The following is a 20,464-nucleotide window of genomic DNA, read 5'->3' on the forward strand; positions in this document are numbered from 1 at the left end:
AAAGCGCGGCAGTCGCGCCGGGCGAGATCCAGGGGATGAAGGGATATCGGGACGGATCGGCTGGGCGTAATCCTTGACGCGCATATCGCTCCCCATCAGCTCAGCATGGTCTGCATGAGATCGGCCTGGCTCGCCGACATGGCCGCGAGTTCCGCTTTGGCCTCCGCCTGCGCGGCCTCCAGTTCGGCCATTCCCGCTTCGATCATACCGTCGGCAAGAAATGCGACCGCTTCCGAAGCAAGCGCTGCGGGCCCATTGGCACCGATCGGCGTGCCGTCTTCGACCAATCCTGCCTGATGGAGCAACGCGTCGCTGTAGACCTCGCCCTTCGCCATGAGCTGCGTATCCATGCCCCGATCGACGATTGTCGCGATGTTGGCCAGGAGGTTCGATCCGGTCACCATCTGTGCGCCCGGCAGCGCTGCAATCGCCTCCTGAAGCAGATCCACCCTGTCCGAGTCGCCGAGGACATTGATCTGGTCGATCCAGTTGATGGTGGTGAAGTCACCTTCGATCAGCAGCACCTTGAGCAGCTCGACGCCCTCGAACAGGTCGAGACCCAGGATCTCCTGCTCAAGGGTTTCTGCGCCCTTCGCCAGCGCGGCACTGGCCTCGGCGAGCGCCGCCGGAAGCTTGGTGACGAGATCCTGTCCCTCGGTCTGGATGCGCGCCTCGTTGTAGGCGAGGTTTTCCGGAGCGGGGACGGCGGCTGGCTTCGCCAAGGGCTTCACCGCCGCAGCTTGGTCATCGGCCCCTCCATCGATCTTTGCCGGCTCGGCCTTGATCGGGAGAGGCTTGGCAGCGCTCGTGGCGTGCGCGGCGGGCTCAGCGGCTGCCATGGGCTTCAATCCTGCTTCGTGGCTTCCGGCTTTTACCGGGGCAGGATCAGTTTTTCCGGAGTTAGGCGAGGTAGTAGCCCCCCCATTCGACGGTGGCCCAGCCACGGGCTCGGGCGAAATGGTCGGGGATACGGATTTTGCCGGAGCCGAAACATGTTCAGAGGTGTTGGTGGCTTTGGCCGTCGGTGCCGTCTGCTGAAGGTTTTCGGAGACCGGCTCCTTCGCTTGCGCCCTGCCCGGTTGGACACCGCCGTTCATGGCAAGATGCTGATCCATGCCGGCCCCACCCTTGAGTTCCGTGGCAGCCACTGTTGAGACATTCGAAGGGGCGGTGGAGAGCGGCTTCGCCTCGGGCTCGTTGGGTATCGACTTCCTTCCTACCTCGTCGCTTTTTTTCGTCGCATGCTGCACCGGCGCCGTGGGATTCAGCGTTGGAAGCGGCTGCGGCTCGGGCTTCGACGCCGTCGCGATCGGCTGTTCGATCGTGTCGTCATCGACCAGCAGGTTCACCTGACGGATCAGGTTCACGTCGATCATCTGACCGCCGACAATGATCAGGTCGAAAACCCAGCCGAACTGGTTCAGCACTGCAAGATTGTCGAGCTGGTTTTCACCCAGCCCGAGATGCAGACCCCCCGAACCGATTTCGATGCGTGCGACGTCTGAGTCATTTGCGAAATTATACTGTTGCAGGCCGTTGATCTGGACCAGATCGCCGCTGATCCGGGCAATCGCCCAGCCGGACGGCTGCTGTCCCGCCGTGATCTCGGCGCGGTCCGGATCAGGGGTGGTGATGATCGAAGCGGCGTTCTGAGCCAGCGACGGCGCGCCTGTCGCTACTGCGCCTTGGTCGCGGTCGAACACCATGTTCAACTGCGAGACGGCATCGAAACGATGCACGTCACCCTCCACGGTGATGACCGGCGCATCGAGCCAGTCAGAAGTGATCGTGACTTCGTTGACCAGCTTGTTCGCGCCGGTGACGACGAGCGGCCCCGCCTGTTCAGCGGCGGCGGACGAGGGTTGCATCCCCTCAGCAAGCCCCTCAAGCGCCCGGTCCCAGCCGGTTGCGAAGTCCGGAACGATCTCGCCGCTCTCGTTCCCATCATCGCCGATTGGCTCGTCCCCGCGCTTGGCCGGGCTGACCTCGGTCTCCTCCCCACCCTGCGCCGCGGCCTCGCGGGTCAGGAATTCCGGCCAGAGCGTCTGCCAGTCCGGCAGGGTATCGACCGCGACGCCGTCGACATATGGCCTCTCCGCCTCTGGTCCGTGCAGAACGACGGCGTCGAGCACGCCACCGGCAAGTTGCCCGGCGGCCTCGATGATGGCGGGTGTCATCGTTGCCCAATCGAGAGTGCCAACGGTCCCCTCCGCCAGGAGAGGCAGTGGCGCCGAAAGTGGCGACAGCGCGAGAACTTGCTCCGTCAGCGTATGCATCAGTTGCGGCAGACCCGAAATCTGGGCCATCAGCGAGGGATCGACGTCACCGAACCAATCTGTGTCATCGAGCCTGTTGATCATGTGGAACAGTGCCACGACGCTCGAGGGCGGCGGCAACTCATAGGGCAGCACGAGGCGGGGCCCCGCGCCATCCGAAGCAGGGCCGGGCGCGTCCTGCAGCGCCGGCGAGGGCATGACGATCACGATCTCGGGCTGCGGCGCGTCCGCCGGTCGGGCCGGCATAGCGAGGATCCAGAAAGGCGTGGGGGGCAGCGGCTGGTAGGCGATCTGGGGTTCCAGATCCTCTAGCGGATGCTCGGGCTTGAGATGCAGCCCCTTGAACGCGATATCCCCCAGATCCTCATCCGGGGGGCGCTGTGCCGCGATCTTGTCGTACTGCGCCCTGAGGCGTCCATTCTCCTCCGCCAGTTCGAACGCGCCAATGAAATGCGCAATGGATTCGGTGACACGGTCCATCGACATGCTGCGCTCCTTGCCCCGGGGCCATGATGCCCGCCTCTGCTACGGCAGGCCTCCGGCTCATTTGCGCCGCCATCGCGGCGCGGATCCGGGGCCGGATCGCTCCGGCCCCGGGATTGCGAGGATTTACATCCCGTCGTCGTCTTCACCGATGTAGTGGGAGCTGAAGGATCCCCCGACCACGTTCATGTCCACCGTGTTGCCGAGCACGTTCGCGCCCATCACGATGTCCTGGTTGAAGGCGGAGGTGTCGACCTGGGCGGCGGCGGAGGCATAGGATTCCCCCGTCACGTAGCCGTCGTCGCCATTCGACGACCCCCAGGTACCGGCATCGCCCGCAGCGCCTCCATCGCCGGCATATGCAGCGCCGGCATGACCGCCCGTTCCGGCCCCGCCCATGGAACTGCCGCCCATGGCCTCGCCGCCGGCGGCCAGGCCGCTGGCCGCGCCGGTGGTCGTCATCGCGCCGGTAGCGCCACCAGCACCACTCATCGCCGAGACCTCGCCCATCGAGGTATTGGCCGCCTCGACCATGTTGCCAGCATCGGCCATGCCGCCGTCACCGGTGTCGATGTCCGAGTCGTTGTCGGCCATCGACTCCGCCAGCGCTTCGGCGGCGAGATCCGACATCCCGCCATAGCCGCTCGTGCCGTCGGCATAGCCGTCGGCCATGCTGTCGGAGGTGGCGTCGGTATCCGAGTTGGTAGCACCTCCGACGCCGCCGGTCCCGTTCGCCTCGGCATTGCCATCGGCCATGCCGGAAACGTCGCTGGTCGCCGCAGCGTCGGCATTGCCGCCCGTTGCGGTGCTGCCGCCGGTGCCGCTCCCGGTCGCGTCGGCATCGTTGTTGGCAGCGGCCTCGCCACCAAAGCCACTCTCGGAGTCCGTCGAGCCGGTGCCGTGCACTTCCGAGTCGTCATCGGTCTCGGCGTGACCGGCCCCGCCCATGCCGCCAGCGCCGTCCGCAGCGGCATCACCGGAGACGGCTCCAGACACCATGCCGGTCGTGAGCGTGCCCGCGCCACCGGCACCGCTGGCATTGCCGTCGGAGCTGGAGCGGTTGTCGGCCATGGCATCGTTGTCGGTGGAACCACCGCCGCCATCGCCGCTGTCAGAGTCGATGCTGCCCATGGCATCAGCCATGGCATCGTTATCGGCCGAGGCCGGGCCGCCTGCGACATCGCCGGACACGGCGTCGTTCCGCGCATCGCCGGAGCCGTCACTGGCCGAAGTGCCGCCGTCACCCATGGATGCGCCGCCAGCGCCACCGTCGTTGTCGGTGGCCGCGTCACCCCGGGCCTCGGCCATATGCGCAGCATCCGCCGCGCCGCCATCGCCCGACTCGGAGTCGGTCGAGTTGCCGGTGCTGGCCATGGCGCTGTCGGTATTGGTAGCGTCGCCGCCAAGTCCATCTCCGCCATCGCCATCGCTGCGGGCATCGCCGGAAACATCGCTACCGGCCATGCCTGCAGTGGCGTCGGAGGCGCCGCCTGTGCTGGTGCCGCCCGTGCCCGGGCCATCGCCGGTGCCGTTCGCATTGGCCGGGCCGGCATCGCCGGTATTAGTCCCGCCGGCACTTCCACGTGCGTCGTCGGCACCGGCATCGGCCGGATCTCCAGTGGCCCGCGCCATGGGCGCGGTATCCCCGGAGCCGTCGGCGCTCTGGTCTACCGTGTTGTAGGCCTCGCCGCCCTCCCCTTTGCCGTAGCCGGCACCGTCGGCACTGCCTGCGGCACCCGCCGTCGAAGCGGCGTCGGATGTGGCTGCGCCGTCGGCATGGCTGTCGGCATCGTTGTCGGTGTCCCCGCCCTCGCCGTCGCCGGCTTCGGCCGTACCCTGGGTCCGGGCATCGCTATCGCCCTCGACGTCGCCGTCGATGTATCCGGCATCGCCCGCATCGGCATCGCCATATGCAGCGGCATCACCAGTGGCGTCAGCGTCGCCATATCCGTCACCACCGTCACCCGTGTCGTGCGTGGCATCGGCGTAGGATTCCGAGTGGCCGGATCCGGCGGCATCCTGATTATTGTCGCCGCTATTGCCGGCTCGACTATCGGCATCTCCATCAGTGGTGCCATCTGCGGCGGCATCGACATGGCCGTCGATATAGCCACCGTCACCGCCATCGCCATCGCCATCGGCATGAGCGTCAGCGGTACCTTCCACATCGGTATCGACATAGCCGCTTTCGGCACCTTCGGCAGTTGCATCGGCCGTCGTCTCGCCATCGGCATGGCCAGTGGCGTCGGTCGTGGCTTCGCCACCATCGCCACCGTCCCCGGAGGCGTCGCTGTCTGTCGCGCTGTCACCATGCACATCGACATCGCCATCGATATCACCGCCGCGCCCACCATCGGCATCGGCCGTCGAGGTGCTATCGGCCGTGCCGGTGCCGTTGCCCTCGCTATCGGCCCATCCACCGGTACCGCCATCGGCTGCGTTGTCGCTCCAGGCCGAACCGTCGGAATACTGGTGAGCCCAGGCGTCGCCATCGCCGCCATCGCCACCGTCGTCATCGGAGGTCGCCTGAGCGTCGCTTTGGGAATCGACATGGCTCTCGGTATCGACGCTGCCGCTGTCGCCGCCCTCGCCATCGGCCCTCTGGTCAATGGTGTTGTCGGCGGTCGAGTCGTTGGTCGAGTCGTTATCGCCGCCGTGACCGCCCATGGCGTCAGACTGCGTGTCGATCTTGCCGCTTATGGTATCGTGGCCTTGCGCATAGGCATAGCCGCTGTCGCCACCATAGCCTCCAGCGGCTGTGGTATCGCCGGTATCGCCACTCCTGCCGCCTTCGGCTGCCGCGTTGGCATCACCGGCATGACCTCCTTCGCCATTGCCGCCGGTGGAGTCGGCGTCGTCGCCGCCCTTGCCGCCTTCGCTCCCGGCCTCGATGCCCTCTTCGGCATGCGCGGTTCCACCATGGGCGCTGCCGTTCTGCTCGAACGTCCCGTCATTCGACAGATGCACGTCCGACAGCATGTCGTTGTCATCGAGATCGTTGCTGAGCACGTTCAGGAAGCCGGCGTCGTTGCCCTCCCCATTGAGCGAGTGGTTCAGGATGTTCTCGAGATCGAAATCGTCACCGGGGTTGTAGTCGATATCACCCTTCGCGGTGAGGATGTTCCCGATCTCCGAATGGTCGATGTCGATATCGGCGAGGTCATTGTCCTCGTGGCCGGCGCCTTCGAGGTCGAGACCCACGCCCACGTCGACCCTCACGTCAACATCCACGTCGGAGTCGTTCGTGTTTTCGTTGACGTTGCTGTTGTCGCTATCCGCATTCGCCTCGGCTTTGCTACGCGCCGATGCTTCGTTCTCGTTGTGGTTCCGATTCACGTTGCTGTCGTGGTTCTCGTTCTCGTTTTGGTTCTTGTTGACGCTGTAGGACTTGCCGGCATGGTGCCCGTCATGGTCCTTGTCGCCTCTGTCGTGATCGCCCTTACCTTTCCCGTAGTGCACTTCCTTGCTTGTGGTTTCCGCGGCCGATGCGGCTTCAGCCGCCTCGATGGCCTCCCCCTGCGGGGCGGTACCGTCGCCCCAGCCGATGATCATGTTGTTGTTGCGTGTAGCCATGGTCCTGTCTCCGGACAAAAAGCTATCGCCGCCCCGCCAGTCATTTCAAAAGCGGTGATCTGCGATGGCATGTCAGTGATTTGGGATCGATGAGCATTCCGGATCTACATTCCGAATGCGAGAAAACTCCGCCTGATCGGCGGCACGAATTAACCTCCCCTTGCGAAACGAGCAGCTTCGCCAGCCGCAGGAGATACCGGAAGACGCGGTTTACAATTTCCGTTTCATCGCAGAGCGCACACGCTTGCTACGACCGGTTGCAGCCGACGCCCAAATGTTGCGCAGAATGCAAAATTCTATCAGCCCGGAAAATGGTACTAATACCCATCTGGCCGAATGGGGGATAGCTCATAGGCACATTCACGAAAAGTTCCGGATCTTTACAATTTTCAACAAAACGTGATCAAGAATTTGCGTGAGATGCCGATTTGGGCAAGACTGTAGAAGCAGCCATCGCTCCGGTCGTAATGCTCTGTTAAGGCATTCGCTTTTGGCTCCTTCGCTCTTGCGTACACACGCGCTGGAGGAACCATCTACTCGGCAGTTCTTGCACCTAACCGATCGGTATATGGGTTAGCCCTGCCATTGGCCGTATTGTTCAGGCGCACCGATATCGAAGTCGTGTCAGTCCAATTTTATCGGGTGATTTATGTTAAATCGTGAAAGAATATTTCAGGTTCAGGATCTGACAGAAGCCAATCCCCGAGGCCGCACGTCCATTCCTATTCTTGGAAGCGAGTTCTGCTTTCCCGAAGATTTGTTAAAGACACTCGCGGCGGAATTCGACAGCGTCGACTTCATGCGCACCGACAACCTCTCCACCATTTCCAAGCTTCGTGACGAACGCGGCAACCCGCGGCTCATGCTTATCGACGCCCAAAGGGTGACGACCCGCGACGAGGTACTCGCCGCCGCCGAGGCCGCGGGAACCGACATGCTCGTTCTGGCCTATGGAGGGCGTGTCCCGGATCGAGACCTCCTGCTGAAGGGCCTGAACCAAGCCGAGCCCCCCCGGCTCGGGCTTCTACCGCTCAACGTACGGATCGACGTGCTTCTGGCGATGATGCGCCTGCTGCTCTGCGGCGAAATCCTCGTACCCGAGGCCGTGCTGAAAGTGCTTCTCGAAAATGGACAACACGTGCCTCTGGACGCTCCCGACGAAAGCGCGGAGCTGGTCGGGTCGGATCTGACGCGCCGGGAATGGGAGGTGCTGTCGCTCTTGGCCGAGGGCAAGCAAAACAAGATCGTAGCCGCGGAGTTGGGGCTGTCGGAGCATACCGTCAAGCTCCATATCCACCACCTCATTCACAAGCTGGGCGTCTCGAACCGCACCGGCGCCGCGATCTGGTACCTCGCCCGGGGGGAGGCAGCCGATATTCTACCTGACAAGTCATGACGACCCGCGATGCCAGCACCTCAACACCTGCCGAGGCTAGCCTCAGCCCGTTCGATCAGCTGCTTCTGCTGGTGGGCCGGATGAATTACAGCTGGACCAACACCGAAAGCCTTCTGATCCATTTGATCGCCGGGCTGGCCGGCACGACCAAGCAGTCCGCCGTCATCATCTACCTGACACTGAACACCACGCGGGCACGACTCGACCTCGTCGAGCGACTTGCCAAATCGGGCGGCATCACCGACGCGACCCGGAGCCGGATCCTCGCGGCCACGGCTCAGATCCGCAAGCACCAGTCCCTGCGAAACCGCTACAGCCATTCAATCTATTCCTTCGACACTGAAACCGGAGCGGCCCGCACGATCACCATGCGGATCGCGGATCGAAAGAATGCCCTCAAGATGGGTCAAAGCGACGCGATCGACGCCAGCGCGCTCGATCGGATCCGCGACACGATCGAGGCGCTGAAACAACTCAACCGCAAAATCTGGACCCTCGTCGTCGAGGAGGGATACCCGGTCTGAGGAGGCCGCACGCTCGGGAAGATGCGCGCTGCGGCCTTGCCCGTGGCGTCTCGATTGATACCGGATTGCAATGAGCCGGACCCGAACGGCGGGTCCGGCTCATTGCTCTATGAGATGGAATCCTCGGGAAGGCCGGCGCCTTCAGCCGATCCGGTAGTTCGGGCTTTCGCGGGTGATCTGCACGTCGTGCACGTGGCTCTCCTTGAGGCCCGCGCCGGTGATCTTCACGAAGTTGCAGTTGCCCCGCATCGCGGCAACGGTCGGGTGACCGGTATAGCCCATCGCGGCGCGCAAGCCGCCCACGAGCTGGTGGATCACCGCCGTCGCCGTGCCCTTGTACGGTACCTGGCCCTCGATGCCCTCGGGTACCAGCTTGTCGGAAGCCGCATCCTTCTGGAAGTAGCGGTCGGCCGATCCGCGCGCCATCGCGCCCAGAGAGCCCATGCCACGATAGGATTTGAAAGTCCGGCCCTGATAGAGGATCACCTCGCCCGGGCTCTCGTCGGTGCCCGCGATCATGCTGCCGACCATGGCGCAGCTGGCGCCCGCGGCGATCGCCTTGGCGAAGTCGCCCGAGAACTTGATGCCGCCGTCGGCGATCACCGGCACGTCACCGGCAGCCTCGGCGCAATCCATGATCGCAGTGAGCTGCGGCACGCCGACGCCCGCCACCATCCGCGTGGTGCAGATCGAGCCCGGCCCGATCCCGACCTTGATCGCGTCGGCGCCCGCATCGATCAGCGCGCGCGTGGCGTCGCCCGTGGCGACGTTGCCGGCCATGATCTGCACGTCGCCCGCTTCGCGCTTGAGACGGCGCACCGCTTCTGCCACCCCTTCGGAATGGCCATGCGCGGTGTCGATCACGACAATGTCGACCCCAGCCTCGACCAACGCCATTGAGCGTTCGAAACCGGCGTCACCGACGGTCGAGGCCGCGGCGACGCGCAGACGGCCTAGGCGATCCTTGCAGGCCGAGGGGTTCAGCACCGCCTGCTCGCTGTCCTTGAGCGTCAGGAGGCCGGTCAGGCGGCCTTCGGTGTCGGTGACGAGCAGCTTCTCGATCCGCCGCTCCTTCATCAGGTTGCGCGCCTCGTCGAGATCGGCGGGCTCGGTCAGCATGGCGAGATTGTCGGCGGTCATCATCGCCTTGACGGGCGTGCGGTCATCGGCGGCGAAGCGCATGTCGCGGTTGGTGACGATGCCGACGACGCGGCCGCCCTCGCCCACTACCGGAAAACCGGTGACGCTGTACTGCTCCATCAGCCGCCGCGCATCCGCGAGCGTCTGATCGGGCGTCAGGGTGATCGGGTTGTAGACGATGCCCGAAACGAAGCGTTTGACCTGGCGGATCTGGTCGGCTTGCTCTTGGACGCCGAGATTGCGGTGCACTACGCCGATGCCGCCGGACTGCGCCAAGCAGATCGCCATGCGCGCCTCGGTCACGGTGTCCATCGCGCTCGACAGGAGCGGGATGTTCATCGCGATGTCGCGCGTCACTTTTGTGCGGGTATCGGCCGTGGACGGCATGACGCTCGAGGCGGCGGGAACCAGCAGAACGTCATCGAAGGTCAGAGCCTCGCGAATCTCCATCGGGACCACTCCTTTGGGATGCTTCGTTTGGCACGTCCCTATCGCACCGATCTTCCCGAGGGGAAAGGGCGAAACGGCCGCGTCGCTTTGACCGCATGATCTGCCGCCCGGATGCCCTTTTCCTCCGGGCGCAATCGCCTATGGTCCGCGCAAACGACCCCGCCGCCCCGAAAGGCCCGCCATGACTCAGGATCCGCTCGTCATCTTCACCCCGTCGGGCAAGCGCGGCCGCGTGGCCCAGGGCACCACGGTGCTGAGTGCCGCACGGCGGCTCGGCGTCGATCTCGACAGCGTCTGCGGCGGCCGCGGCATCTGCTCCAAGTGCCAGGTCAGCCCTGGGCGCGGCCAGTTCTCCAAGCATGGCGTGACGGTGGCCGAGGACGCGCTGAGCGAAATCAACGCGGTCGAGGAACGCTACGACCGGATTCGCGGTCTGAAGCCCGGCCGTCGCCTCGGCTGTCAGGCGCAGATCCTCTCCGACGTGGTGCTCGACGTACCGCCCGAGAGCCAGGTGCACCGGCAGGTGGTGCGCAAGAACGCCGATGCCCGGCCCATCGTCATGGACCCGGCGACGCGCAAGTATTTCGTGACGGTGGCCGAGCCCGACATGCACGAGCCCAAGGGCGATCTGGAACGTCTTGCCGAGGCGCTGCGCGGCCAATGGCGCATCGACGAGGTGATCGCGGCCCCGCCGGTTCTGGCCAAGCTGCAGCAAGCCCTCCGTAAGGGCGAATGGGAGGTGACCGTCGCGCTGCATCGGGCCGACGAGAACGGGCCGCACCACATTCTCGATCTCTGGCCGGGCTTTCGGGCGGAGCCGCTTTGGGGGCTGGCCATCGATCTCGGCTCGACCACCGTCGCCGCACATCTGACCTCGCTCGAGGACGGTCATGTCGAGGCCTCTGCCGGGGTGATGAACCCGCAGATCCGTTTCGGCGAGGACCTGATGAGCCGGGTCAGCTATTCGATGATGAACGAAGGCGGAGCCGCGGAGATGACCGCCGCCGTGCGGGTCGCGATCGACGATCTGGCGCGCGAGCTGGCCTCCGAGGCCGGGATCGAGCCGCGTGACATCGTCGAGACGGTCTTCGTCTGCAACCCGGTGATGCACCACCTGCTTCTGGGTATCGATCCGGTCGAGCTGGGACAGGCGCCCTTCGCACTCGCCACTTCCGACGCCGTGGCCCTGCCCGCCCGCGATCTCGACCTCTCGGCGCTGAACCCCGGCGCGCAGGTCTACGTGCTGCCCTGCATCGCGGGCCATGTCGGCGCCGATGCCGCCGCCGTGGCGCTGTCGGAGCGGCCCGACCAGTCGGACGATCTCGTGCTCATCGTCGATGTCGGCACCAATGCCGAACTGCTCCTGGGCGACCGGGCGCGGGTGCTGGCCTGCTCCTCGCCCACCGGCCCGGCCTTCGAGGGGGCGCAGATCAGTTCCGGCCAGCGCGCGGCGCCGGGCGCGATCGAGGCAATCCGCATCGACCCCGAGACCAAGGCGCCGCGCTTCCGCGTCATCGGCTGCGAGACATGGTCCGACGAGCCGGGGTTCTGGGACGAGGTCGGCCCGGGTGGCGTCACCGGCATCTGCGGATCGGGCATCATCGAGGCGGTGGCCGAAATGCGCATCGCCGGGCTGGTCGACGCCAAGGGGCTGATCGGCTCGGCCGAGCAGACTGGCACCGACCGGATGATCGCCGAGGGCCGTACCCATGCCTATCTGATCCATGACGGCTCGGAGGCGGGTGGTCCGCGCATTACCGTAACGCAGGGCGACATCCGCGCGATCCAGCTCGCCAAATCGGCGCTCTACGCGGGCGCGCGTCTGCTGATGGACGAGCGCGAGGTCGAGGCGGTGGACCGCGTGGTGCTCGCAGGCGCCTTCGGCGCGCATATCAGCCCCAAGCACGCGCTGGTGCTGGGCATGATCCCCGACGTCCCGGTGGAGAAGGTGACGAGCGCCGGCAACGCGGCGGGCACCGGCGCGCGGATCGCGCTGTGCTCGGTCGCGGCACGGCGCGAGGCGGAGGCGCTGGTCCGGCAGATCACCAAGGTCGAAACCGCGATCGAGCCGCGATTCCAGGAGCACTTCGTCGCCGCGAACGCGATCCCGCATGCCACGGCCCCCTTCGCGGGGCTGCGCAAAACCCAGCCATTGCCGGAGCCCAGCTTCAACCAAGGCGGTAGCGGCGAGGGCGGGGCACGGCGGCGTCGGCGGGCCCGCGACTGAACCGGTCCGGGCCGCGAAACCGGCTTGACGATACCCGCGGGCTTGGCTACCTCGGGGCCTGAGCGCGCGGGTATGGTGAAAAGGTATCACGAAAGCTTCCCAAGCTTCAGTTACGGGTTCGATTCCCGTTACCCGCTCCATCCACTCCCGCCGGTCGTCACCACAGGGAGCTTTCCATGACAGACATCACCCGCTTCGAATCCAACGGCCGCATGAGCCAGGTCGTCGTGCATAACGGCATCGCCTATCTGGCGGGCCAGGTCGAAGCCCCCGGCGCCGATGCCGGTGAGCAGACCCGCGCCACGCTGGCCGAGATCGACCGTCTCCTGGCGTTGGTCGGTACCGACAAGACCCGCATTCTGACCGCTCAGATCTGGCTCGCCGACATCGCCGATTTCGCCGCCATGAACGAGGTCTGGGACGGATGGGTCGCCAAGGAGCACGCCCCGGCGCGCTATACCGGCGAATCCAAGCTCGCCTCGCCCGACTACCGCGTCGAGATCATCGTCACCGCCGCCGTCTGAACGCGGCGCTGGCCAAGCGCAGCGCTTGTGTATCCGCAGAAACGAGAAGGGGCGGTCGCCATCGCGACCGCCCCTTTCATTCAGCGAAGCCGGACCTCAGAGGCCGTTGGCACGCAGGAAGCCCACGAGCTGCGCCGTAGAGCCGTCCTTGCTGTCGGGGCTCTCCTCGCCATCGACGATCGGCTGCAGCGCCGTCGCGAGCTCCTTGCCCAGTTCCACGCCCCACTGGTCGTAGGAGTTGATGCCGAGCACGGCGCCCTCGACGAAGACCCGGTGTTCGTAGAGCGCGATGATCTTGCCCAGCGTCTCGGGATCGAGTTTCGGATAGGCCAGCGTGGTCGAGGGGCGGTTGCCGGGGAACACCCGGTGCTTTGCCTGGCGCTCCAGCTCGTCGCCCTCGAACTTGCCGGCGACCTTGCCGCGCGCCTCGTCGAGATCGCGCCCCTTCATGAGTGCTTCGGACTGCGCGAGGCAGTTGGCGACCAGCAGCCGGTGCTGGTGCTCCAACCCCTCCTCGTGGCCCTCGGCCGCGACGAGGAACTCGCACGGGACCACCCGGGTGCCCTGATGGATCAGCTGGTAAAACGCGTGCTGGCCGTTGGTGCCCGGCTCGCCCCAGACCACCGGGCCGCTGTGGAAGGACAGCGTCTCGCCATCCATCGAGACCCGCTTGCCGTTGCTCTCCATCTCCAGCTGCTGGAGATAGGCGGGCAGCCGGGCGAGGCGGTTGTCGTAAGGCAGCACGGCGCGGGTGGCGTGGCCCAGCACCTGGTTGTGCCAGATTCCCACCAGTGCCAGCATCGCCGGCAGGTTCTCGTGCCATGCGGCGGCACGGAAATGCCGGTCCATGGCCTCGCCGCCGCGCAGGAAAGCGCGGAACGCCTCCGGCCCGGTGGCGATCATCAGCGACAGTCCGATAGGCCCCCACATGGAGTAGCGCCCGCCGACCCAGTCCTCGAAACCGAACACCCGTTCGGGCGCGATGCCGAAATCGGCGGTCTTATCGGCGGCGGTAGAGAGTGCGGCGAACTGCGCCCCGGTATCCGAGACCGCCTGCCCCATCCACGCCTTGGCGGTGCGGGCATTGGTCATGGTCTCGATGGTGGTGAAGGTCTTGGAAGCGACGATCACCAGTGTCGTCGTCGGATCGCAGGCCGCGAGCACGTCGGCGATATCGGCCGGATCGACGTTCGAAACGAAGTGGCAGCGTGGGCCGTCATGATAGGGCGCGAGCGCACGGGTCGCCATCGCGGGCCCGAGATCCGAACCCCCGATGCCGATATTGACCACGTCGGTGATGGCACCGCCCTGTCCCTTGAACTCGCCCGAGCGCACGGCGCGGGCGAAGCCCTCCATGCGCCCCAGCGTATCGAGCACCTCGGGCATCACGTCCTTGCCCTCGACCGTTACGGGCGCGCCGTCGAGGTTGCGCAGCGCCGTGTGCAGCACCGCCCGCCCCTCGGTCTCGTTGATCGCCGCGCCGGAGAACATCGCCTCGCGCCGGGCCGCAAGATCGGCCTTGTCGAGCAGGGCGATCAGCGCCTCACGCGTTTCGGCGTCGATATTGGTCTTGGCATAATCGAACAGCATGCCCAGCGCGCTGACCGAAAATTCGCGCGCCCGGTCGGGATCCTCGAACAGCGTCTCGATGCGCCGGTCGGCAATGGCCTCGGCCTTGATCTTCAGCTCGTTCCACATCTCTCAGCTCTCCGCCCAATGCACGGTCGCACCCTTGAGGATCGCCGCCACCGGCGCCTCCTCCGGGCTCAGCCCCTGCGCTTTCTCCAACGCTGCGCGCTTTTCGGCGCCTATGATCACGATATGGCGGCGCATCGCGTCGTTCAGCACCTTCGCCGAAAGCGTGATGCGCGGCTCCGGCGCACCCGGTGCGCGCATCGCCACCAGCGTCTCGTCGCCATGCAGCGCCGCGTCGAGCCGGTCGGCGCCCGGAAATATCGAGGCGGTATGCATGTCGGCGCCCATGCCAAGCAGCACCACCGAGAGCGGCAGATGCGGCGCCAGCGCCTGTTGCAGCGCCTCGAGTTTCTCCTCGGGGCGCTCGGCCTCGGCGTAGAGCGGCAGGTAATGCGCCGCTGCCGCCTCGCCGGTGAAGAGCCGTCGCTTCAGCAGCCCGGTGTTCGACCGCTCGGAGTTCTCCGGCACCCAGCGCTCGTCGGTGAGCATCACGTGAACTTTGTCCCAGTCGAGCTTGATCGCCGAGAGCGTGTCGAAGACAGGTCCCGGCGTGGTGCCGCCGGGCACCGCGAGGCTGGCGCGGCCATCGGCGGCGATCGCCGCGCGCAGCTCGCTCGCCAGCCGGTCGGCGAGGTCGATCATCATCATCTCGGAATCGGCGTATTCGACGAATTCCATGCCGTGTTTCCTTTCGGTTCGTATCGGTGGCACAGCGGAGCCGCGGCACCCGAGCCCTTCAGCTCTTGATCTCGCGCCAGCGGCGGCCGTCACGATGCATCAGCATCATCGCGTCCTCGGGCCCAGCGGTTCCGGCGTCGTAGAGTTTGGGCACGTCGTTGCGTGCCTCCCAGCCCTTGATGATCGGATCGGTCCAGGCCCAAGCGGCCTCGACCTCGTCGCCGCGCATGAACAGCGTCTGGTTGCCACGGATCACGTCCATGATCAGCCGCTCATAGGCATCGGGCGCGTCCTGATCGGGGCCCAGCGCATCGGCGAAGCTCATGTCGAGCGGCACGTCGACGAGCCGCATGCCGCCCGGGCCCGGCTCCTTGATCGTCACCTGCAGGTCCATCCCCTCGTTCGGCTGCAGACGGATCGACAGGATGTTGCGGTGCCGCGCCGTGTCTCCCTCGAAGATGGTATGACCGAGATCCTTGAACACGACGGCGATCTCGGAAGAGCGCGCTTTCATGCGCTTGCCGGTGCGAATGTAGAATGGCACCTTGGCCCAGCGCCAGTTGGCGATATGGCACTTGAGCGCGAGAAAGCTCTCGGTGAAGCTGCGCGGGTTCTCGGCGTCCTCGCGGTAGGAGGGGCCGTCCTGCGAGGCCTCGTACTGGCCGCGCACGATCTGATGCGGCTCGACCGGCTGCAGCGCCCGGATCACCTTGAGCTTTTCGTCGCGCACCGTGTCGGCATCGTAGACCGAGGGCGGCTCCATCGCGATCAGGCACAAAAGCTGCATCAGGTGGTTCTGCACCATGTCGCGCATCGCACCCGACTTGTCGTAGTAGCTGCCGCGACCGGTGACGCCCACGGTTTCGGCCACGGTGATCTGGATGTGGTCGATGTAATGCGAATTCCACAGCGGCTCGAACAGCACGTTGCCGAAGCGCACCGCCATCAAGTTCTGAACCGTCTCCTTCCCGAGATAATGGTCGATCCTGTAGATCTGGCTCTCGTCGAAATGCTCGGCCAAGGTCGCGTTCAGCGCCTTCGCGGTGTCGAGATCGCGGCCGAAGGGCTTTTCCACGACGATCCGGCTCGTGTCGTCGGCGATACCGTGTTGGTGCAGCCGCTCGGCGAGGGCGCCGAACAGCGAGGGGGCGACCGAGAAATAAAAGGCGCGGATCACGCCCTCGCGCATCAGGTCGCGCAGCTGGTGCCAGCCGCCCTCCCCGGTGGCGTCGATCGCCACGTAGTGCAGGCGCTCGATGAACTCGTCGATGCCGGCGGCATCGTTCTTCTCGTCGGATCCGAACTCGGCGATCGCGTCGCGGATCATCTGCCGGTAGCCCGCATCGTCCATCTCCGAGCGCGCGGCCCCGATGATCCGCGCCTCGGCGGGCATTTGACCCGAGCGGAAACGGCGGAACAGTCCCGGCAGGATCTTGCGCCGGGCGAGATCGCCGGTGCCGCCGAAGATGACGAGGTCGAAGCTGTCGACCGGGATGACGCGCGATACCATGGCTGTCTCCGTCTGGGCGGCCTGCATAGGCCGTGCAGTTAGCGCTAACGCCGCCCTCTTAGCGGCCCGTGCGCGCGCAGTCTAGGCATCGGCGACCAAGCCGCAACCCGATCGCCTGAGATTGCGGCCCAACGCGCCATCAGGCTTCCAGTTCTGCGTCCCAGTACAGGTAGTCGACCCAGCTTTCATGCAGATGGTTCGGCGGAAAGCGGCGCCCGGTATCGCGCAATTCCTCGGCGCCGGGGCGGCGCGGCGGGCGCTGTAGGCTCATCCCCGACTGGCGCAGGCTCTTCGAGCCCTTGCGCAGGTTGCAGCGCGCACAGGCCGCGACCACGTTCTCCCAGCTGGTGACGCCCCCCCGCGCGCGCGGGATCACGTGGTCGAAGGTGAGATCGCCCTTCGATCCGCAATACTGGCAGCGGAAACCGTCCCTCAGAAAAAGATTGAAGCGCGTGAATGCCACGCGCTTCTGGGGTTTGACGTAATCTCTGAGGACGACGACCGAGGGTATTCGGATCACCGTGGAGGGGCTGTGCACCACCGCCTCGTACTCCGCGACGATGTCGACCCGGTCGAGAAACACCGCCTTGATCGCCTCCTGCCAGGGCCAGAGCGAAAGCGGATAATAAGAGAGCGGACGGTAATCCGCGTTGAGCACCAGCGCCGGATGCTGCCGGAGCGCCACCGGATCGCGCACGAACTCGGTCCTGAAATCGCCTTGCATCGTGAGTCCGTCCTCGCTCTCGCTGCCCATTCGGACGACCAGAGCGGGAGCCCCGCTCCTGCCGTTATTCGACTATATCTGGCGGCAGGAAGCTGGCAAGTCTCAAGGTCGTGTCACCGCCGCAACCTTGATGCCAGCGGCGAATGACAACGAAGTGACAGGACGCGGACGATTTCGCCCGAATGTCAGGCGATACCGAGACGTTCGCGCATGAAGGCCAGCGCCACCTCGAGCCCGTCAGGCGCGATTCCATGGGCGGTGCCCTTCATCACATGGGCATAGAGGTCGGTCCAACCGGCCTCCTGCAGAGCCTGCGCCGCTTCGGGCAGCGACTGCGGCGGCACCACCTCGTCCAGGTCGCCATGTACGAGAAGGATCGGCAGCCGGTTCTGCACCTCATCGGCCAGAAGCTCGGGCTCGAGCAGCCGGCCCGAGAAGGCCACGAGCCCGGCGATCGGATCCTCGCGGCGCGGCAGCACGTGCAGCGCCATCATCGTGCCCTGCGAGAAGCCCACGACCATCACCTGCTCCGGCAGCAGGTCCTCGTCGACCATGACGCCGTCGAGAAAGGCGTTGAGATCCTCGGCGGCGCGGGCGAGGCCCTGACGGCTCTCTTCCTCGCTCGACCCGTCGATCCAGGGGATCGGGAACCACTGGAATCCCATCGGCGCGCCGATGCAGGCCTCCGGCGCGTCCGGAGCAAGGAACAGCGTGTCCGGCATGTGCTCGGCCAGCGGCTCGGCGAGGCCCAGAAGATCGGCGCCGTTGGCGCCGTAGCCATGCAGGAAGATCACGGCGGAGCGCATCTCGCCGCTGAGCGGCTCCACCCGGCCCGATTGCAATGCGCGCGTCATAGGATTCCTTCCCTGCCCTTCACGTGGTGGTAGTATTCCCACAGCCCGCGCGCCGCAACCGCACGCCATGGCGACCATTGCTGCGCAATCTCGCGCAACGCCCGTTCCCGGGGCCGCTCGTTCAGCCCCAGCAGGTGCCGCGCTCCCTCCTGCAGGGCCAAGTCGCCCGGCGCAAAGACATCGGCCCGACCCAGCGCGAACATCGCATAGATCTCCGCGGTCCAGACGCCGATGCCGGTCACGGCGGTGAGAGTCGAGACGACCTCCTCCGTGGGGGCCGTGCGGAGCGCATCGAAATCGATGCCCGAAGCGGCCAGGGCCCGCAGGTAGCGCATCTTCTGCCGCGACAGCCCGCAGCCGCGCAGCGTCTCCTCGTCGGCGGCGGCGATGGTTTCAGGCCGCAGCAGGTCCGCCGCTTCGAGCCGCCCCCGGATCGCCCGCGCCGAGGCGGTCGAGACCTGCTGGCTGACGATGGCCGAGCAAAGCTGCGCGAAGCCGTCCGGCGTCCGACGCAGTGGCAGCGGCCCGGTGATCTCGAGCAATCGTCCAAAATGATCGGTGTTGGCGGCGAGCCATGCCGCCCCTTCGGCCACGTGATCCTCGTGTGTAATTATGCGTTCGGTCACAGCCCCTCCGCCCAGTTCAGCGCCTCTTCCACCGTCTCGACCACGAGCGCGCCCTCGGGCAGGCGCGGCCGGTCGAGAAGCACGACCCGAAGCCCGAGTGCACGCGCCGCTTCGAGCTTGGCCCGGCCGTCCTCTCCGCCCGAATTCTTGGTCGCCAGCACGTCCACGCCCAAGAGCGCGAAGAGTGCCGTTTCGTCCTCGACCGAGAATGGCGGTCGCGAAACCACCCAATCGCCGTTCTCATACGGGAACGGCCCCGGTGCCGGATCGATCCGGCGGCACAGAACCCGGCGGTCCTCGAGCCCGGTGAATGCCACCAGCCGCTGCGGCCCGGTGGCGAGGAACACCGTCGCACCGCGTGGCACATGCGCGGCCAGATCGGCCTCGCGCGCGATACGCGTCCAGTCATCGCCGGGCAGCGGCTGCCAGCCCGGCCTGCGAAGGATCAGGTGCGGCAGCCCGTCCTCCCGGCACAGGCGCGCGGTGCGCTCGGTGATCTCCTCGGCGAAGGGATGGGTCGCGTCGATCACCGCCGTGATGCCCTGCGCCGCCACGGTATCGCGAAAGCCCTGCGCGCCGCCGAAACCACCCGTCCGCAGCGGCACCCCCGGCTCCAGCGGCCGGCGGGTCCGCCCCGCCAGCGACGCCAGAACCGGAATCGAGCGCGCAGCGAGACCCGCCGCGACCTCGCGCCCCTCCCGCGTTCCGGCGAGGACGAGGACCGTCATGCCGCCCGACCCAGAACCGCACCGCCCCGGTCGATCACCACCACGTCGAAGGCGATAGGGCTGCCGTCAGCGGCAATTCCGAACCGCTCCGATAGCCGGGCCAGTGCCGCCTCGGCCACGCGCTGGCCAAGATCGGGCGCCAGGCGCGCCGCCTCCAAGGCCGTATTGGCCCCGGCGACTTCGGCCACACCGCTCAACGTCGCCAGCGCCGCGAAGTCGACTTGGCTGCGGGCGGAATGCAGATCGACCGCCCCTTGGGCGAGCTTGGTGATCTTGCCGATGCCGCCGCCGATCGTGACGCGGGGTACCGGATGCTTCGCGAGGTATTTCAGCAGCCCGCCGGCGAAGTCGCCCATGTCGAGCATCGCGTGATCGGGCAGGCCATGCAGCGCCTGCACCACCCGTTCGGAGGTCGCGCCGGTGCAGCCCGCCACGTGGTAAAGCCCCGCCGCGCGCGCCACGTCGACGCCGCGATGGATCGAGGCGATCCAGGCGGCACAGGAAAACGGCCGCACGATGCCGGTCGTGCCGAGGATCGAGATGCCCCCCTTGATCCCCAGTCGCGGGTTCCAGGTCCTCTCGGCCAAGGCCGCCCCGCCGGGAACCGAGATAGTGATCTCGACATCAGGCGCGCGGGCAAGATCGGCGGCGATTTCGGCCACCGCCTCCTCCATCATCGCGCGCGGCACCGGGTTGATCGCCGGCTCTCCGGGCGGCACCGGCAGGCCGGGCTTGGTCACCATGCCCACCCCCTCGCCCGCGCGGAAGCTCACTCCGCCCGCCGCTTCGCGCACCCGGGCCACGATCAGCGCGCCATGCGTCACATCCGGATCGTCTCCGGCATCCTTGACGATCCCGGCCTCGGCCCAACCCGGTCCTTCGGCGCGATGCGCCACGGCGAAAACCGGCCTCTCGCCGCGCGGCAGGGTGATCGACACCGTCTCGGGCCAGTCACCGCCCCAGAGCCGCAGCAGCGCCGCCCGCGTCGCCGCGGTGGCGCAGGCGCCGGTGGTCCAGCCGCGGCGAAGAGGGGCAGGCGTACTCATGCGCGCGACA

General features: G+C 66.4%; 15 protein-coding genes and 1 tRNA gene. 5 read left to right on the forward strand and 11 right to left on the reverse strand.

Annotation, left to right across the window (positions count from 1 at the left end):
* Positions 1-95: 95 nt before the first annotated feature.
* Complete coding sequence (locus tag LOS8367_RS15365) at positions 96-2,762, reverse strand: hypothetical protein (protein WP_085897426.1); 2,667 nt, start codon at positions 2,760-2,762, stop codon at positions 96-98.
* Positions 2,763-2,885: 123 nt separating this feature from the next.
* A complete protein-coding gene (locus LOS8367_RS15370; protein ID WP_085897427.1) occupies positions 2,886-6,332 on the reverse strand; it encodes a beta strand repeat-containing protein in 3,447 nt (1,148 codons plus the stop codon).
* A 649-nt stretch (positions 6,333-6,981) separates the two neighbouring features.
* On the opposite strand from LOS8367_RS15370, the gene LOS8367_RS19205 reads away from it, so the two are divergent.
* Complete coding sequence (locus LOS8367_RS19205; RefSeq protein ID WP_207569276.1) at positions 6,982-7,728, forward strand: helix-turn-helix transcriptional regulator; 747 nt, start codon at positions 6,982-6,984, stop codon at positions 7,726-7,728.
* Complete coding sequence (locus tag LOS8367_RS15380; RefSeq protein WP_085897428.1) at positions 7,725-8,252, forward strand: hypothetical protein; 528 nt, start codon at positions 7,725-7,727, stop codon at positions 8,250-8,252. Before LOS8367_RS19205 ends, LOS8367_RS15380 begins: the two co-directional genes overlap by 4 nt.
* A 141-nt stretch (positions 8,253-8,393) precedes the next feature.
* Here the strand turns inward: LOS8367_RS15380 and guaB are convergent, their stop codons facing one another.
* Complete coding sequence (gene guaB / locus LOS8367_RS15385; protein WP_085897429.1) at positions 8,394-9,842, reverse strand: IMP dehydrogenase; 1,449 nt, start codon at positions 9,840-9,842, stop codon at positions 8,394-8,396.
* 181 nt (positions 9,843-10,023) lie between these two features.
* Here guaB and LOS8367_RS15390 point away from each other — a divergent pair, with 181 nt between their 5' ends.
* The 3 genes from LOS8367_RS15390 (at position 10,024) to LOS8367_RS15400 (ending at position 12,593) form a co-directional block, all read left to right on the forward strand.
* Positions 10,024-12,069, forward strand: coding sequence for an ASKHA domain-containing protein (locus LOS8367_RS15390; RefSeq protein ID WP_085897430.1), 2,046 nt, complete (start codon positions 10,024-10,026; stop codon positions 12,067-12,069).
* A 66-nt stretch (positions 12,070-12,135) separates the two neighbouring features.
* Positions 12,136-12,209, forward strand: a tRNA-Gly gene (locus tag LOS8367_RS15395).
* A 36-nt stretch (positions 12,210-12,245) separates the two neighbouring features.
* Positions 12,246-12,593, forward strand: a complete 348-nt coding sequence (locus LOS8367_RS15400) for a RidA family protein (protein ID WP_085897431.1) — start codon at positions 12,246-12,248, stop codon at positions 12,591-12,593.
* A 96-nt stretch (positions 12,594-12,689) separates the two neighbouring features.
* Here LOS8367_RS15400 and pgi read toward each other — a convergent pair whose 3' ends face one another.
* The 8 genes from pgi to LOS8367_RS15440 all read right to left on the reverse strand — a co-directional run bounded on the left by pgi (position 12,690) and on the right by LOS8367_RS15440 (position 20,454).
* Positions 12,690-14,291 carry a glucose-6-phosphate isomerase gene (gene pgi / locus LOS8367_RS15405; RefSeq protein WP_085897432.1) on the reverse strand — a complete coding sequence of 534 codons (1,602 nt, stop codon included), beginning with the start codon at positions 14,289-14,291 and terminating at the stop codon, positions 12,690-12,692.
* Between the two features lie 3 nt (positions 14,292-14,294).
* The gene (gene pgl, locus LOS8367_RS15410; protein WP_085897433.1) at positions 14,295-14,966 is read right to left on the reverse strand and encodes a 6-phosphogluconolactonase; all 672 of its coding nucleotides are present in this window, start codon (positions 14,964-14,966) and stop codon (positions 14,295-14,297) included.
* 58 nt (positions 14,967-15,024) lie between these two features.
* Positions 15,025-16,476 carry a glucose-6-phosphate dehydrogenase gene (gene zwf / locus LOS8367_RS15415; protein ID WP_085897434.1) on the reverse strand — a complete coding sequence of 484 codons (1,452 nt, stop codon included), beginning with the start codon at positions 16,474-16,476 and terminating at the stop codon, positions 15,025-15,027.
* Positions 16,477-16,615: 139 nt separating this feature from the next.
* On the reverse strand, positions 16,616-17,200 hold the full coding sequence (locus LOS8367_RS15420) for an HNH endonuclease (protein WP_085897506.1): 585 nt from the start codon (positions 17,198-17,200) through the stop codon (positions 16,616-16,618).
* 185 nt (positions 17,201-17,385) lie between these two features.
* Positions 17,386-18,054, reverse strand: coding sequence for an alpha/beta hydrolase (locus tag LOS8367_RS15425; RefSeq protein WP_085897435.1), 669 nt, complete (start codon positions 18,052-18,054; stop codon positions 17,386-17,388).
* Positions 18,051-18,680 (reverse strand): DNA-3-methyladenine glycosylase family protein, encoded by a 630-nt coding sequence (locus tag LOS8367_RS15430; protein WP_165761496.1) that lies wholly within the window; start codon positions 18,678-18,680, stop codon positions 18,051-18,053. The genes LOS8367_RS15425 and LOS8367_RS15430 overlap by 4 nt, the downstream gene beginning before the upstream one ends.
* Complete coding sequence (locus LOS8367_RS15435) at positions 18,677-19,408, reverse strand: cobalt-precorrin-6A reductase (RefSeq protein WP_085897436.1); 732 nt, start codon at positions 19,406-19,408, stop codon at positions 18,677-18,679. The genes LOS8367_RS15430 and LOS8367_RS15435 overlap by 4 nt, the downstream gene beginning before the upstream one ends.
* Positions 19,405-20,454, reverse strand: coding sequence for a cobalt-precorrin-5B (C(1))-methyltransferase (locus LOS8367_RS15440; RefSeq protein WP_085897437.1), 1,050 nt, complete (start codon positions 20,452-20,454; stop codon positions 19,405-19,407). Before LOS8367_RS15440 ends, LOS8367_RS15435 begins: the two co-directional genes overlap by 4 nt.
* Positions 20,455-20,464: the final 10 nt, after the last annotated feature.

Origin of the sequence: Limimaricola soesokkakensis (assembly GCF_900172345.1) — a bacterium.
GTDB lineage: Bacteria > Pseudomonadota > Alphaproteobacteria > Rhodobacterales > Rhodobacteraceae > Limimaricola > Limimaricola soesokkakensis.

Coding starts and splice junctions, on each gene's coding strand:
- LOS8367_RS15365 (WP_085897426.1), bottom strand. CDS start 2,762: ATGTCGATGGACCGTGTCACCGAATCCATTGCGCATTTCATTGGCGCG.
- LOS8367_RS15370 (WP_085897427.1), bottom strand. CDS start 6,332: ATGGCTACACGCAACAACAACATGATCATCGGCTGGGGCGACGGTACC.
- LOS8367_RS19205 (WP_207569276.1), top strand. CDS start 6,982: ATGTTAAATCGTGAAAGAATATTTCAGGTTCAGGATCTGACAGAAGCC.
- LOS8367_RS15380 (WP_085897428.1), top strand. CDS start 7,725: ATGACGACCCGCGATGCCAGCACCTCAACACCTGCCGAGGCTAGCCTC.
- guaB (WP_085897429.1), bottom strand. CDS start 9,842: ATGGAGATTCGCGAGGCTCTGACCTTCGATGACGTTCTGCTGGTTCCC.
- LOS8367_RS15390 (WP_085897430.1), top strand. CDS start 10,024: ATGACTCAGGATCCGCTCGTCATCTTCACCCCGTCGGGCAAGCGCGGC.
- LOS8367_RS15400 (WP_085897431.1), top strand. CDS start 12,246: ATGACAGACATCACCCGCTTCGAATCCAACGGCCGCATGAGCCAGGTC.
- pgi (WP_085897432.1), bottom strand. CDS start 14,291: ATGTGGAACGAGCTGAAGATCAAGGCCGAGGCCATTGCCGACCGGCGC.
- pgl (WP_085897433.1), bottom strand. CDS start 14,966: ATGGAATTCGTCGAATACGCCGATTCCGAGATGATGATGATCGACCTC.
- zwf (WP_085897434.1), bottom strand. CDS start 16,476: ATGGTATCGCGCGTCATCCCGGTCGACAGCTTCGACCTCGTCATCTTC.
- LOS8367_RS15420 (WP_085897506.1), bottom strand. CDS start 17,200: ATGCAAGGCGATTTCAGGACCGAGTTCGTGCGCGATCCGGTGGCGCTC.
- LOS8367_RS15425 (WP_085897435.1), bottom strand. CDS start 18,054: ATGACGCGCGCATTGCAATCGGGCCGGGTGGAGCCGCTCAGCGGCGAG.
- LOS8367_RS15435 (WP_085897436.1), bottom strand. CDS start 19,408: ATGACGGTCCTCGTCCTCGCCGGAACGCGGGAGGGGCGCGAGGTCGCG.
- LOS8367_RS15440 (WP_085897437.1), bottom strand. CDS start 20,454: ATGAGTACGCCTGCCCCTCTTCGCCGCGGCTGGACCACCGGCGCCTGC.